Here is a 15,275-nt window from a genome sequence, read left to right as displayed (position 1 = left end):
GATTCGGCGCTGAGGAAAGACATAAGTCTAGGGAGGACACCGATGAACCGGTTTATCATGGCCGCCGCCGCAAGCATTATCGCAACCGGCGCAGCCTATGCAGAAGTTACCGAAGACGATCTGGCCAATGATCAAACGATCACCACTCAGGTTGTAACCAACGGCATGGGCCGTCATTTGCAGCGTTACAGCCCGCTGGACACCTTGAACAAGGATAACGTCAAGAACCTGCTTCCGGCCTGGGCCTTCAGCCTCGGCGGCGAAAAGCAGCGCGGCCAAGAGACACAGCCGCTGATCTATGACGGGATGATGTATATCACCGGGTCATACTCGCGCCTTTATGCGATTGATCTGCAGACCGGCAAAGAGGTCTGGCAATACGACGCCCGCCTGCCCGAAGGCATTCTGCCCTGCTGCGACGTGGTCAACCGGGGTGCTGCCATCTATGGCGACAAGGTCATTTTCGGCACGCTGGACGCGCGGATTGTGGCGCTGAACAAAGACACGGGCGATGTGGTCTGGCGCGACAAGATCGCAGACTACAAAGCGGGCTATTCCTATACGGCGGCTCCGCTGATCGTGGACGGGCTGGTCATCACCGGCAACTCGGGTGGTGAGTTCGGCATCGTTGGCGCGGTTCAGGCACGGGACGTCAATACCGGCGATCTGGTTTGGGAACGTCCAGTGATCGAAGGTCACATGGGCACGCTGAACGGCGAAGAAAGCACCATGACCGGTGAGCTGAACGCGACATGGCCCGGCGACATGTGGAAGACCGGTGGCGGCGCGACCTGGCTGGGCGGATCTTATGACGCGGATACCGATACGCTGGTCTTTGGCGCAGGCAACCCGGCCCCGTGGAATAGCTGGCTGCGCGATGCAGGTACACCGACCGAGGGCAACAAGGGTGACAACCTCTATGCTGCCAGCCGCATCGGGATCGACCCGAAAACCGGCGACATCAAATGGCATTTCCAGACCACCCCGCGCGAGGGTTGGGACTATGACGGCGTGAACGAGGTCGTCGCCTATACAGACCGTGAGGGGAACAAGCGCTATGCCACCGCCGACCGGAACGGGTATTTCTATGTCCTGAACCGTGAAGACGGCGCTTTTGTTTCGGCCACGCCATTCGTCAAGGACATCACCTGGTCAACGGGCGTGGATGAAACCGGTCGTCCGATCTTTGTCGAAGAAAACCGCCCCGGTGATCCTGCCTCGGCTGCGGACGGCAAGAAGGGTGAGGTGATCTTTGCCTCGCCATCCTTCTTGGGCGGCAAGAACTGGATGCCGATGGCGTTCTCGCAGAATACCGGCAATTTCTATGTGCCTTCGAACGAATGGGGCATGGATATCTGGAACGAGCCGATCACCTACAAGAAAGGCGCTGCCTATCTGGGTGCGGGTTTTACCATCAAGCCGAACTATGAAGATCACATCGGCTCGCTCAAGGCGATCGACCCCGATACCGGCGAGTGGAAGTGGGAATACAAGAACGACGCTCCGCTGTGGTCTGGTGTGATGACCACTGCTGGCGGGCTTGTGTTCTTCGGCACCCCCGAAGGCGAGTTCATTGCGCTGGATGACGAAACCGGCGAGAAGCTGTGGTCGTTCCAGACCGGGTCCGGCATCGTTGGCCAGCCAGTGACTTGGGAACAGGACGGAGAGCAGTATGTCTCAATCATTTCCGGTTGGGGCGGCGCGGTTCCACTGTGGGGCGGCGAGGTGGCCAAGAAGGTCAACTATCTGAACCAGGGTGGTACCTTGTGGACCTTCAAACTGCCTAAAGAACTGGCGTCGGCGAACTGATCCGAAACCAGATGTATTCTGAACGCGCGCCTGATCCGGGCGCGCGTTTTTTTATTACGACCTTCCGCCAGTAGGCGACCTTCCTTTCAGTTGCTAGGATTTGCTAAATTGGGTCAACTTTTTGCAAAGGCCATTTCCTATGCTTGCAAATACCGCTGGACAGAGTGATTTCGAAATCGTTTTGATCATCGATGATCACCCTTTGTTTTGCGATGCACTCTCGATGACATTGCAAAGCGTCGCACATATCGGTGAAGTGCATACAGCCGACCGGCTTGAACAAGCTTTGGAGCTTGTCAAAGGTGGATTAAAGCCGGATGCGGTTTTGCTTGACTTGAACTTGCCAGATGTTGACGGGTTAGACGGCTTAATTCGTCTAAAGGCGGTGGCGAATGCGCCTGTAATCGTCGTATCGTCAATGACCGACAACAGGGTGATCAGCCAAGTGATTCACGCCGGCGCGTCGGGTTACGTTCCGAAACACAGCCAGCGGGATGTCTTCCGCACCGCGTTCGAAACCGTGCACGCAGGTAATGTGTTTCTGCCCGAAGGATGTGTGCTGATCAATCCGGACGACGAGAATGAACAAAGCGACGCCGTTGGTCGTCTGGCTACGTTAACCAATCAGCAATCGCGTATCCTTCAACTGATCTGTGAGGGTAAGTTGAACAAGCAGATTGCCTATGACCTTTCCATAGCTGAAACGACCGTCAAGGCGCATGTTACTGCAATCATGCGGAAATTGGGTGTTCAAAGCCGAACCCAGGCGGTTCTGATTGCCAAGAAAGCGTCTTTTGCCAGCGTCTTGCAAGAGCAGGGCTAACTTAATATCTTCAAATCTCGTCGTGCTTTAGGGAGGAGGCCCGATGGATCAAGCAGTCGGGTGGGCCGAGACCCATACCCGTGAGCCAGGCATCGTGAAGACGGCATTTGCGCACTATGATGCGGATGATGCGATTACTCAGCTTGCGTCTGCGCTCGGGGGAAGCGAGCACGCGCTTGTTGTTCTGTTTGTGACTTCAAAAGCAGATGCAGCGTCCGTAATTGCCGAAGCTGCTTCGGCCTTTGCGCCTGCGCCTGTGATTGGTTGCACAACTGCAGGCGAGTTGGCCGGGCAGGGCTATACGGAAGAACAGATTGTTGCGATTGGCTTGCCTGCGTCTCATTTCGCGGTTCGAACGATCCTGGTGCCGGATCTCAACGATTTTTCCGCTCAGGACATCATTCATGAGATGATCCGAAACAGAAATGAGATGACGGAAGCAGACCCCGACTGGCATCACGAATTCACATTTTTGCTGATCGACGGATTATCGACCAAGGAAGATGCCCTGACCTCTGAGTTGGCTGTGGGTTTGGGGCCGGTGCCGTTGTTTGGCGGGTCGGCCGGGGATGGGACGCAATTTGGTAACACATTCGTTCTGCAGGACGGCCTTGCGCGTGAAAATGCGGCTGTTCTGACCCAGGTGCGGACAAGCTGTCCGATCAAGGTATTCAAGACGGATCACCTTGTGCCCACGTCACAGCGCATGGTGGTCACCGATGCGGACCCTGCCAATCGGATCGTTCGTGAAATCAACGCGGAACCGGCTGCCCGTGAATATGCAAGAATATTGGGAAAAGACCCTGAGCAGTTGAATACTTTTACGTTCGCCGCACATCCCGTTGTTGTTCAGATTGGCGGCCAGCATCATGTGCGCGCCATTCAGCGCGTTGATGAAAACGGTGATCTCGTGTTCTTTTCAGCGATCGATGAGGGGCTTGTTCTGACGATGGCCGAGCCTATGAATATGGCAACCCATCTCGAGCAGGAGCTTGCGGCATTGACGCAACAAGAACAGCCCGATGCGATACTTGGGTGTGACTGCCTTCTGCGCAGGCTTGAGGCGCAGGAAAAACAGATGACGGGCAATTTGTCCAAAATTTTGTCTGACAATCGTGTGGTCGGATTTTCCACCTATGGCGAACAATTCAATTCGATTCACGTAAACCAGACCCTGACCGGAGTGGCCATTTACCCCCCGGAAGATGCGCAGCATGATTGAAACCCTGATTAATCCTCAGGATCCGTTGGATCTTCAGAACGAAAAGCTTCTTAAGATAGCAGCCGCCTTGATGCGGCGGGTCGAGGAATCGACCGATGCTAGCGGCGCCGCCTACGCGCAGTTTCAGCGCGCTGCAACGCTTGAACAGGAAGTCCGGGCGCGTACGTTGGATTTGGAGCGCGCTCTGGAGTTGTTGAACGATTCCAATGCGCGGCTTGCGCAGGCTAACCAGGAAACTGAAGCCGCACGGGCTGATCTGGCCAATGCAATCGAAACCGTTCAGGAAGGGTTCGCGCTGTTCAACCTGGACGAGGAACTTGTTCTGTGTAACAGCCGTTTCGGTATGCATATGCCCGACATTCAGGGTCATTTGGTGCCTGGCCTTCATTTCACTCAGTATGTCGAACTGGCGAGCCAGTCCAAATTTCTGTCATTGCCCGAAGCGGTTTCGCCACAGGATTGGGTTCAGCGGCGCATGACGCGCCACGCCGATGACCACGTCGTCTTTAACGTACGCCTGAACGGCAACCGTTGGACGCAGATTTCCGAGCATCGGACGCCTGACGGTGGAACCGTTATCTTGCAGACCGACGTCACGGATATCATGCGGATCGAGCGGCAGGAGAGGGACCGGATACTGGACGACAAGGCCAGTCTGATCCGAGCAACGCTGGAGCATATTGATCAGGGCGTCTGTATATTTGACAGCAAGTTACGCCTGATCGGGTGGAACAACCGTGCCAGTGAATTGCTGGCCATACCCAACGCCCAGTTCCAGATGGGTGCGCAGTTCAAAACTCTGTTTGACCGGTTGAGTGCGACGATCAAATTCGCAGACGGAGTCAGCGCCACCGATCTTATGGCTTGGGTGAACCGCGAGACGGAACGACCACCCCTGAAATTCCAGATGCATTCGGGGCGTTTCAAAATCCTGTCCGTATTTGCGCAGGAAATGCCGGATCGTGGGTTCGTTATATCGTTCACGGATGTCACGGCGGAACACAGGTCAGCCCAAGCTTTATATGAAGCGAAGGAATTGCTTGAGCAGAGAGTTGCATCGCGAACCGAGGAACTTGCTGACGCCCTGAACGAAGCAGAGCGGGCGAATTCCTCAAAATCGCGGTTTGTCGCGGCGGCAAGCCATGACTTGTTGCAACCTTTGTCGGCAGCGAAGCTGTACGTCGCCACCCTTGGCAGCGGGTTGAGCGAAGATGACGCCCAGAACGTCGCCGCCAAAGCCGAAAGCGCGTTAAGCAGTGTGGAACATATCCTTGAGGCATTGCTTGATATCTCAAAGCTGGATTCCGGACGCGCCACGGTTCATTTGTCTACGCTTTCGGTCAACGACATTTTCTCACAGCTTGAAGACTCATTCAGACCTGTCGCTCAGGCCAAGGGGTTGGAGTTGCGCTTTGTGCATACCGATGCCCTTGTACGAAGTGACGCCAGCTATCTTCGACGCATTCTCCAGAACCTTCTGTCAAATGCTATCCGATACACCGAGAAGGGGAGGGTTTTGGTTGGTGCGCGCCGTCGCAAGACATCAATTGCGATCGAGGTTTGGGACACGGGCATTGGTATTCCTACTGAACAGCGCGACATTGTCTTTCAGGAGTTTCAGCGACTGGACTCTGACGCGAGTGCCGCCGAAGGGATGGGGTTGGGCCTGGCCATAGTTGAAAGAGCCTGCGGATTGCTTAAACACCCGATCAAGTTGTCCTCGCAGGTCGGACAAGGCACCATGTTTTCGGTAGAGGTTCCGCTTGCTACGTCAGAAAGCACTGCGCCGGATGCCTCGATCAATAAGCAGGCAACGGACACCAATACCCTGGCTAGCACCGTTACATTGCTGATCGAGAACGATGAGAATTTGCGCGGTGCCCTGACGATGACAATGGAGTCTTGGGGCGTCCAGGTCCTGGAATGTGCAAGCGAACAACAGGCTACCAACCTTCTGCGAGAGATCGGCATTTTACCGGACATAATCGTGGCGGACTATCAGTTGGATCACGACTTGAAGGGAACTGACGCCGTTCGTGCATTGATTAATGAGTTCGGAGATTTGCCTGCGTGTATTATCTCTGCAAACCGGTCAGCGGAATTGACGCAGGTGTGCAATGCAGAAGAGTATTCTTTGCTCCATAAGCCGATTGACGCGCTAAGCCTAAAGTCAGTTCTTGAAAGTGCGCGCGATACTTGAACCGCGTCTCCTTACATTGTGAGGATAGGGGCGTTGGCTGATGTTTTTAGGCATAATATGGGTTATGTTAAATAATTCCCGGCTACTCAGCTCACCGATACGTTTCCATCGGTTGACCCAAAAGGATTCATCTACCATCCTGATCTAACGTTGATTTCCGCGATGTGTCATTCTTAAAGTTGTTCTGATTAGGGTCCGCCACATGCCAAAAACCTCGCAGAAACAGTATTTGGTGGACACGCATCGCTCACGCGACCCGCAACAGACACTGGGTATTGTTAAGCCATACCTAAAGGAAATGGGGATCACTCGGATCGCTAATTTGACGGGGCTGGACAGGATCGGGCTTCCGACCGTGATGGTGTCGCGCCCGAACTCGCGCTCAGTCGCCGTTTCGCTGGGCAAGGGGCTGTCGCTGGAGGCTGCTCAAGCCTCTGGCGTAATGGAGGCTATCGAGGCCTGGCATGCCGAGCGTCTGCAATTGCCACAGCGTCTGGCGCGTTATTCCGATTTGTGCGCGGATGATCTTGTTGTGGATGTCGAACGCCTTCCGCGCGTTACCGGCGGGAAATTTGACCCAAACCGCAATATGTTATGGGTTCAGGGACAGGAGTTGAACGGCAAGCTCAACTGTTGGGTCCCCTTGGAAATGGTCGATACGGACTACACCGCACCACCCAGCGCCGGGCAAGGTGCGTTTCCGCGAACCACGAATGGGTTGGCGTCGGGCAACAACGTAACCGAAGCAACATGTCACGCGATTTGCGAATTGATCGAACGGGATGCGACAACTCTTTGGCACCACAAAACTGCGGAAAACCGACTGGATCACGAAACGATTGACGACAAACGCTGTAAAAGTGCCCTTGGAATGTTCACCGCTGCGGGCTTAAAGGTTGGAATATGGAATACGACGTCAGATATTGGGATCGCCAGTTTCCGTTGTGTGATCTGTGAATCTGGTGCGCAGAATGGCCACATTGGAATTGGCGACGGGTGCCACCCAGACAGTTCCATCGCCCTTTTGCGCGCATTGACCGAGGCCGCGCAGACAAGGCTGACGTATATCTCGGGTGCAAGGGATGATCTGGACCCGGTTGAGTTCTCGGATCAGGCCCAGTCGGATCGCAGCCAATATGTGCGGGACCTTATTGAACGCGCCGATCCAAGTCAGGCGTTCGCGGATTGTCCGTCCTATACCACCAGCTCATTTGACGAAGACCTCACGTTAATTCTTGGTCAACTGGGTTCTGTTGGCCTTTCACAAGCCGTCTGTGTTGACCTTTCGCGCCCTGAACTGGACATCGCTGTCGTTCGTGCTGTCGTGCCGGGGCTTGAGGCACCGCACGACGACCCAGACTATGTTCCTGGCGCAAGAGCCGTGGCTGCTATGAAAGACCGGGCATGAGTCTCGCCGTCTTCGTAGGCCCTACCCTGCCCCGTGATGCGCTGGATGAGTTTCCCGAGGTCAGAATACTGCCCCCTGTCCGGCAAGGCGACGTTTATCGGGTCGCCAAAGACCGCCCAAGTGCCATCGGTATCATTGATGGGTATTTTGAGGGCGTCCCCTCGGTCTGGCACAAGGAGATTCTTTGGGCGCTTGAACAAGGAATTCCGGTGTTTGGCAGCGCCAGCATGGGCGCTCTTAGGGCTGCCGAACTTGCTGACTTCGGGATGATCGGCGTTGGCCAGATTTTTGAGGACTATGTCGCAGGTGTTTTGCAGGATGATGACGAGGTCGCGGTTGTCCATAGCCCGGCAGAGCTTGGATACCAGTCCCTGAGTATACCTATGGTTTCGGTCCGTGCCTCGGTTTCCCGGGCTGAAACCGTTGGGGTCATCGAACCTGAAACCGCCGCAAGAATCATAGATGCGGCCAAGTCCATCCATTACCGGGACCGCAATTGGCCTGATATCGAAAACGCGGTTACGGAACACGCCGGGACCGAAGATTTTTTCAAATGGCTGCCAAAGGGCCAGGTTGACGCCAAAGCGGAAGACGCCAAAGCCATGCTGAGAATGATGTTCGACTATCTAAGCGATCCCCCTGCCCCGCAGACCTCAACCGTGCGTGCCGAACGGACATTGGTTTGGAAAACCCTGCGCAACCGTATTGATGCGGAAGCCACCGAAGGCGATGCGGTGATTGATGAACTACGCCTGACGCCAGAACTGTATTTCGATCTGCGCGCCCGCGCAGTTCTGAGACTTCTGGCGCAGGAAGAGGCCGATCGGATTGAACACAGCCCCGACCGTGAGGTTTTGCTGACGCACATGTCGGACCATCGCAACAACGCCGGGCTGTCCCGCAAGGCTGACTTGATGCAGTGGCTGCGCACCAACGACCTGAACCCGGAACTGTACGAAGCGATGCTAACCGGAGCTGCACAGATTGATGCGGTGACCGAAGCCCGTAGCACCCGGCTGAATGCCCCCCTGCTGACCGAGCTAAAACGCAGCGGGCGCTATGCGGATTTGCGTGACCGTGCCGATAAAAAGACCCAACTGGTCGCCCCCTCTGATCGCAAGATCAGTGCAGATCGGTTGCATATGCTGATCTGGTTTTTTGAAACAAACCTTGACCGCGATGTGCCAGATGATCTTGAATCCTACGCAGTTTCGCTTGGCTTGTCCGGGCGGGATGCTCTTTATGATTTGATAGAAGCAGAGTTTTTGTATTGCCATAGTGATACCGGATCAATGGCCTAAGACCGTTAAGGGGTCGTCGACCGGACACAGGAGGGCGCTTGATGGATTTGCCAGACTACAGCGACGCCGAAGAACCCGGCACCCGGTTTTTGCTGTTTCCCCAATCTCCGTTTCTGGAACCGGATGCCCAACTGGAATTGGTCGAGATTTCGGCACCGCAAGGAAGCATCGGACCGGGCCCATCGAGCCCAAGGATGTATACGGTCAATCCGGTTGGTAAAACGACGCCATATGGCGCAATCGTCCCCGGACCAAACGGACCGGGCATGTACCTGCCGCCCTGGGATGGATATTTCCATCCCCCCGCGATGCCCGATGAGTTTGGGAATTTCATCCATATTGACCCATCAGACCCGGCCTTTGAGGCGGCGCATCTCTTTGGGTCTGCTCATTTCACCATGGACGTCTGGCAAGGGTATTTCGATCGCCCCATACCGTGGCATTTCGCGCGCGATTTTGATCGGCTGGAATTGTCGCTTCTGCCTAGTTTGGATAACGCACATATCGGCTGGGGGTTCCTTGAAACCGGTGGCACGCGGGAACATGGGGATGAATATCGCCCATACAGCCTGAACTTCGACGTTGTCGCTCATGAAATCGGTCACGCAATCATCTACAGCGTGATCGGAATGCCAACCGATGGCGATGCCGGGGGCGAGTATTACGGATTCCACGAATCTGCTGCGGACATGGTTGCGCTTCTCGCGTCCTTACATTTTGGATCGGTCGTGGACACGTTGCTGAAGAACACGCGGGGCAACCTTTACACGTTCAATCGGCTAAACCGATTTGCGGAACTTTCGGAAAACGCTCAGATACGAACGGCCGCCAATAACCGGTCTCTGTCCGAATTTGCGTCTGGCTGGTCCAGTGAGCATGACCTGTCTGAGCCATTGACCGGAGCTATGTTCGATATCTTCGTGGATATTTACCATGAACGATTGCTGCTGCACGGCCTGATAACGCCCGAAGAAGAAGACCTGTCTGATCAGTTGGAAGATTCCTCTGACTACAGCGCCGTGATGCAGGATATTTTTGATACCCGTTACGCTGAGAACCCCGATGGGTTTCGTATCGCGCTGCTTGAGGCGCGGGATTTTTTGGGCACCTATCTTGCAGATGCGTGGGAACGGCTGGACGCTGATATGCTCAGCTACTTCGGGGTTGAAAAAGCTTTGCTGGCCGTGGATCAGGAAATCACCGGCGGTGCCTTTCAGCGCATCATTCAAGGTAACTTCAGAATGCGTGATATTGGCGTGGCAACCGCAGGGCCGCAGTTGCCTGATCCTGACGAAGACAACCACGCCAATTCTGTCCGCACGCAAGTTCCCGGATAGCGGTCAAAAATCCTTTATTTTGAAGTGGTTTTATGGCATGCAAACGTGGGATGATTATTGGAAATAATTTTCTCGAACTATGCGTTCGGGTTCAATTCAGGGGGAAAGATGAGGGCCTAAGCTCTGTCCACCCCACAATTGGGAGAGAATATTATGGCTGAATCCTTGCTTAGTTTTTCCGAAGTGTTGTTGTTTGGGCGTTTATTGAACGACTTGAAGGTCGCGAAATCCAAAATTGCGGCCCCAGATAAAACAGTCCGCCTTGTTGCAGCGAAAAAGGTGAAGGTGAACAAGAATATCTCCATCGTAGACGGCACGATCGACGGTGAAGAGGTGGCGGCTGGCAACTTAGTTCTGGTTACTGGAAATCGTCCCAAAAAGAATGGTATTTACGAAGTAACAGTAGTTGACGAGAACTATAAGCTGGAAAACCAAGAGAGGATTGAAGAAGACGCGCTGGTGAAGGTCACGCATGGGGACCAATACGAAGACAGCTTCTGGCAGCAGACGCTGCCCACCCCTGCGGGTTTCGAAAAGCAAGAGTTCATTTTCCGCAAAGAACTGTCCGAAAAAATCGGCGCGAACAAGCAGCTCAAGGATCAGTATGGTAAAGACTCCCGATTGGCGCGTATCTACGGCTTCTCGTTTGAAGGCACGTATTATGAGCTGCCTGAACCCACCATTTTCCTGGTCCATGGAAAAGGCGAAAGCCCGACCGATGGAAACCGGCCCGGTGGCCTAGCATCCCGCGCTCCGAGTGATCCATCCCTGTCTGGTGTCGCTTCGGCTGACTATCAAATCTCGGACGACATCAGGGTCTGGGATTACGACAAGGCTGATTACACGATCCGTATGGACGTGATGACCGGCCAGTTCGAGCAAGTCCTGCTGGACATTTATTTCGGTTTTGACAGCCCGGCTGTCAGCGGTGCCAAGGTATCTGGCGCCAAAGTCAGCGGTGCAAAGGTGAGTGGAGCGAAAGTCAGCGGTGCAAAGGTATCAGGTGCCAAAGTCAGTGGCGCAAAGGTGCGCGGCGGCGACTAAGATCAAGCCAATATCTACAGAACAAGGGCACGTCAGGCGCGTGCCCTTTTTTCTGGATTATCAAAACCCAGCTTTTTTCAAGCCTTCTACAAAATGCTGGGTATCCTCTTCCAACCGATCCGGCTGTACCGTGGCCCATCGCGTAAGCGAGAAATTGGGATGTGCCGCGCGGTGCTTGTCAGTGATCTGACGCGCCAGGTCGGTTTGCCCCAGCTGGGCATAGCTTGCAGCCAGCATACGTTGACCTTCGGTTGGGTTGTTCATCTTGTTGACGGTCTCAATCACATCGTCATACCGTCTGAGATTGTAGTAGGCCCCACCCAAGTGCCACAGATACTGATCTGGGAAATAGGGGTTCAACCTCATGGCCTGCTGGATATGTGTGATCGCCGTTTCATTGTCTCCGTAATGTGCCAACGCATCCGCAAAATCCGAGTGCATGTCGGCGTCATTTGGGTTCAGTGCCAAGGCACGTTGATAGGACTGAATCGCGGCGTCATGTTCCTTTCGGTACAGGTGCACATACCCCAACTCGCCAAAACCGCGGGCATCCGTTGGATCCAGTTCGATAGCGCGCTGCGCAAGCGACAGCGCCTTGTCCAACGCGGAAGATGGATCTTCGGCCCAGGAATACCGCCAGTCTATGTTCAGCGTTCGTGACAAAGCTGCCGCCGCCCGGGCATAGCGCCCGTCCCGCTCTAGCGCGGATTGATAGAAATCCTGCGCCTTACGATTGTCGTTCCGCGTATACTTGAAGATGTGATGTTGACCCTGAAGAACCGAACCATACGCCTCAAGGTCGGCGGGCACTGCCTGAATCATACGTTGTTTTTCATGGGATTCGATCATCACGGCGGTGGCGGCAACAATGCATTCTGTAACTTCGTCGAGAATGTCGAAGATGTCGTCGATATTCCGATCGAACCGCTCGCCCCAGATAGTGCGTTCAGTATTGGCATCCACAAGTTCGGCGGTAATCCGAATGCGACTGGCGGACCGCCGGACACTACCACGCGCGATATATCGTACGTTCAGTCTCTGGGCTGCTTCCTTCGGTGGCATCGCCTGTGCCTTGAAGAAAAACGATGAGTTCCGGGCGATGATGAACAAGTTCCGGAACTTGGAAAGGTTCATGATAATGTCGTCGGTCAACCCCTCGGCAATCCAATTGTCGGACTCGTCCCCGTTATTGCTGGTGAATGGCAGGACAGCCACCGACGGTGTATCCGGCCGCTCCAGAATATCCATCGTCAGCTCGGGGCGCATCGTTCCTGCCATGGTCGCGCCAGCAACCTCGCTTCGGACGCAATAGGTTGAGATCGGAGAAACGATGTTCTTCAGTTGCTTTGGGCCCAGAAACTCATACCCATATCGCAGGCGGTTGCACACCTGATCGTAAACGGCCGAGCTGACGTAAACACGCTCTGGTTCCGCTATTTCCTGAAGTCGGGCCGCAATGTTCACGTTATCGCCATGAATCCCGCGTTCGTCGATAAGGATTTCTCCTAGATGAACGCCCGCGCGAAATTTGATTCGCTGATTCTCGGATCGCGTGTGGTTATGCTCGCTCGCGATCTGGTGCAGTTCCACACCAAATTCCACCGCGCTTGTGGCCGTTTCAAACAGTGCAAGAATGCCGTCACCGCGCACTTCAATCACGCGGCCATTATATTTTGCGCACGTGACTTCGAGCTTGGAGAGCAATGATTTCAAAGCGTTATACGTGTCCAGTTCATTCTCGCTCATCAAGCGAGAATATCCGACAACGTCGGCGAACAGGACAGCCCCGAGCTTTTGTGTGATGGGAACGTTCAGATTGTTGGTGTCCACTGGCGTTTCTCATTTGGTAGGTTCTGCTGAAACCACTTGTTCAACATATACCTAATTTCAAATATTTCGACTGCTTGGGTCATTCGGATGCCTTGGTCAGGAGCCCGCACCCTGAGGAGGCCATGACCAAGCGCCAGGTGCGCTTGTACCAAAGGTCACTACGATGTCGTTGCTCAACTCTTGCGCAAGTGTTTCTCGATGTTTCATCCAATCTTGGTTCAGGACTCCTACCACGATCATGTCGTGGAATTTTCCGTCTGCGAACCATGCCTGCCGCATGGTTCCTTCGATCTGGCATCCGACCCTTGCCACCAAGTCCCGACTGCTTTGATTGTCCACGCGGTAGTAGGACGTAAGGCGGTTCAAACCTAACTGCCGAAATGCAAAATCAATCAGCAAGGCTGTTGCGCGCAGCCCGATCCCAAGGCGTCGGGCGTTCTTCTCAACAAACATGGCAATGACCGCGTCACGATTGACGGTTGATATTGCTTCGATCCCCGCCATCCCAAGCGCCTTACCATCACTGGATTCCACCACGAACCAGCATTTGCAGCGGTTGTCAGGGGAAAAGGCATCTTTCCAGATTTCTTCGGTTTGCGACTGGTTGAAGGGAATGCGCGATGTTCGGTCAAACAGCGCCAAATCTTCTACGTCCTGAAACCACGGCGCGATGACCTCCAGATCGGACTTTTCAACTGGGCGCAGCCTGAATGTTCCTGTCGTTTTGTCCTGCACTGTAAAAACCTTTGAATAAAATACAAAAAATGACTCTGGCGACAGTAGCACAAAAATTCTGCAAATACGAAGGCAGAAACATGTGGCAGGTAAGAAGCCCCTAAAGTCCTTAGATATCAAGATGAAACTTTGTTTGATCGGACTCAACGGGGCTATTGCGCCCTGCATTGGACTCCGAAAATTCAAATTCCGAACCGACATGCCCAACGGTACCCATGAGGCGAACTAGCGAGTCGGGAACGCTGCAAGTTGTAGGTGAAATTCTTGCATCTGCCGCAAAACCGGACTGAAGGCCTATTGGTACTGGAATGCCCGGATGCAAAGGTAGGATGCACGGTTTCGCAACGCCGGTGATCTCGTGCGTGCCGTTTTGGGGCAAATTTGTGCACGGCGGGTTTGGGCCGCCAAGGATATTGGTTCTAGCCCTTGGCTTTCGTTGCTATTGTCATTCAGTGATAATCAGCGACCAAAAACCTTCATTTTCAACAGTCTCAAGCAGCTTCATTCTTGATTGGCTTGTGGCGTTGCAGGCCCTTTGTGAGCCGGATCAATTTGCTTCGTTGCTCGCCCGATCCGGCATCTCATATGGCGACAATGCCCCGTTGGGTCGAGTGACTCTGGAGCAGATCGTTCGCCTGTACCAACTGGCAGCTGTGGAAACCGGCGATGAGATGATGGGGCTCTGGTCGCGTCCAATAAGGCCACGTGCCTTGCAACACCTGCTGACATCGGTGCGCGAGTCAACCTCGCTGTCGTCGGCGCTTTACCGGTTTTCGACATTCTGGAACCTGTTGCTTGATGACTACCGGTTCGAGTTGGTCGATGCGGAGGATACCATAGCACTGCGCCTTGTGCCCCGGTCAGACGCCCTTGCGCAGCGCTTTGGCCATATGCTGATCCTTAAGCTTGCCCATGGGATTCTGTCTTGGCTGGCCCGGCGTGAGGTCGCCGTGGAGCGGGTCGATTTCGCATTTGAGCGCCCCTCTTTCGAAGAGGACTATGCCGTCATTTTCCCCGCGCCTGTCACGTTTGATGCAAATTCCACATCAATTCGCTTTGCCAAAGCTTCGCTGGGGCCGGTGAATACGCGCAGTACCGATGATCTGGATCGCTTCCTGGAAAATGCGCCGCGCGACTGGGTCTTTACGCATTCGCAAGAGCACACTCAGTCTTTGCGTGTCCGCGCCTATCTGAACCAATCGAGCTGGCAGGACGCGCATTTGGCAGGGGCCGCCAAGGCGCTTGGCATGACGCCGCGCACTTTGATCCGTAAGTTGGACGCTGACGGAACGTCCTTTCAGGCCATCAAAGACGGGTTGCGCAGGGATATCGCAATTCGCCGCTTGCAAATTGGAGATGCAAGTATCGAGGTTATTGCTCAGGACGTTGGCTTTTCTTCCGCGGCAAGTTTCCACAAGGCGTTTCACAGGTGGACAGGGGCGACACCAAGCTCGTATCGGCAGCGGGCTCTACTCTAGGCAAAGATTTGTCACTTTTGGACAATCGGTTGTCACCGCGCGAGATGGAGTAGGTGTTAATTGTGCTGCTACCTAGCGGTCAAAGCAC

At 54.4% G+C, this 15,275-nt stretch carries 11 protein-coding genes; 9 read left to right on the top strand and 2 right to left on the bottom strand.

Annotated features, from left to right (window positions below; genetic code table 11):
• The first annotated feature begins 42 nt into the window (after nucleotides 1–42).
• From ACT2B1_RS19285 to ACT2B1_RS19250, 8 genes are all read left to right on the top strand, one after another.
• Nucleotides 43–1,809 carry a PQQ-dependent methanol/ethanol family dehydrogenase gene (locus ACT2B1_RS19285; protein ID WP_171125724.1) on the top strand — a complete coding sequence of 589 codons (1,767 nt, stop codon included), beginning with the start codon at nucleotides 43–45 and terminating at the stop codon, nucleotides 1,807–1,809.
• A gap of 139 nt (nucleotides 1,810–1,948) precedes the next feature.
• Nucleotides 1,949–2,632, top strand: coding sequence for a response regulator (locus tag ACT2B1_RS19280; protein WP_171125722.1), 684 nt, complete (start codon nucleotides 1,949–1,951; stop codon nucleotides 2,630–2,632).
• A gap of 43 nt (nucleotides 2,633–2,675) precedes the next feature.
• A complete protein-coding gene (locus ACT2B1_RS19275; protein WP_171241336.1) occupies nucleotides 2,676–3,854 on the top strand; it encodes an FIST N-terminal domain-containing protein in 1,179 nt (392 codons plus the stop codon).
• On the top strand, nucleotides 3,847–6,054 hold the full coding sequence (locus tag ACT2B1_RS19270; RefSeq protein ID WP_481669183.1) for a hybrid sensor histidine kinase/response regulator: 2,208 nt from the start codon (nucleotides 3,847–3,849) through the stop codon (nucleotides 6,052–6,054). The genes ACT2B1_RS19275 and ACT2B1_RS19270 overlap by 8 nt, the downstream gene beginning before the upstream one ends.
• 202 nt (nucleotides 6,055–6,256) lie before the next feature.
• Complete coding sequence (locus tag ACT2B1_RS19265; RefSeq protein ID WP_481669182.1) at nucleotides 6,257–7,462, top strand: YcaO-like family protein; 1,206 nt, start codon at nucleotides 6,257–6,259, stop codon at nucleotides 7,460–7,462.
• Nucleotides 7,459–8,763, top strand: coding sequence for a TfuA-like protein (locus ACT2B1_RS19260; protein ID WP_481669181.1), 1,305 nt, complete (start codon nucleotides 7,459–7,461; stop codon nucleotides 8,761–8,763). The genes ACT2B1_RS19265 and ACT2B1_RS19260 overlap by 4 nt, the downstream gene beginning before the upstream one ends.
• A 41-nt stretch (nucleotides 8,764–8,804) precedes the next feature.
• On the top strand, nucleotides 8,805–10,100 hold the full coding sequence (locus tag ACT2B1_RS19255; RefSeq protein WP_481669180.1) for a gluzincin family metallopeptidase: 1,296 nt from the start codon (nucleotides 8,805–8,807) through the stop codon (nucleotides 10,098–10,100).
• A gap of 153 nt (nucleotides 10,101–10,253) precedes the next feature.
• A complete protein-coding gene (locus ACT2B1_RS19250; protein ID WP_171125711.1) occupies nucleotides 10,254–11,144 on the top strand; it encodes a pentapeptide repeat-containing protein in 891 nt (296 codons plus the stop codon).
• Nucleotides 11,145–11,204: 60 nt separating this feature from the next.
• On the opposite strand, the gene ACT2B1_RS19245 is transcribed toward ACT2B1_RS19250, so the two are convergent.
• Entirely contained in the window at nucleotides 11,205–12,974 is a 1,770-nt protein-coding gene (locus ACT2B1_RS19245; protein ID WP_371808196.1) for an adenylate/guanylate cyclase domain-containing protein, read from the bottom strand.
• A gap of 96 nt (nucleotides 12,975–13,070) precedes the next feature.
• Complete coding sequence (locus tag ACT2B1_RS19240) at nucleotides 13,071–13,709, bottom strand: GNAT family N-acetyltransferase (protein ID WP_371808195.1); 639 nt, start codon at nucleotides 13,707–13,709, stop codon at nucleotides 13,071–13,073.
• Between the two features lie 455 nt (nucleotides 13,710–14,164).
• On the opposite strand from ACT2B1_RS19240, the gene ACT2B1_RS19235 reads away from it, so the two are divergent.
• On the top strand, nucleotides 14,165–15,187 hold the full coding sequence (locus ACT2B1_RS19235; RefSeq protein ID WP_171126802.1) for an AraC family transcriptional regulator: 1,023 nt from the start codon (nucleotides 14,165–14,167) through the stop codon (nucleotides 15,185–15,187).
• Nucleotides 15,188–15,275: the final 88 nt, after the last annotated feature.

The organism is Ruegeria sp. S263, assembly GCF_056780525.1.
This window is presented reverse-complemented; position numbering and strand designations above follow the sequence as displayed.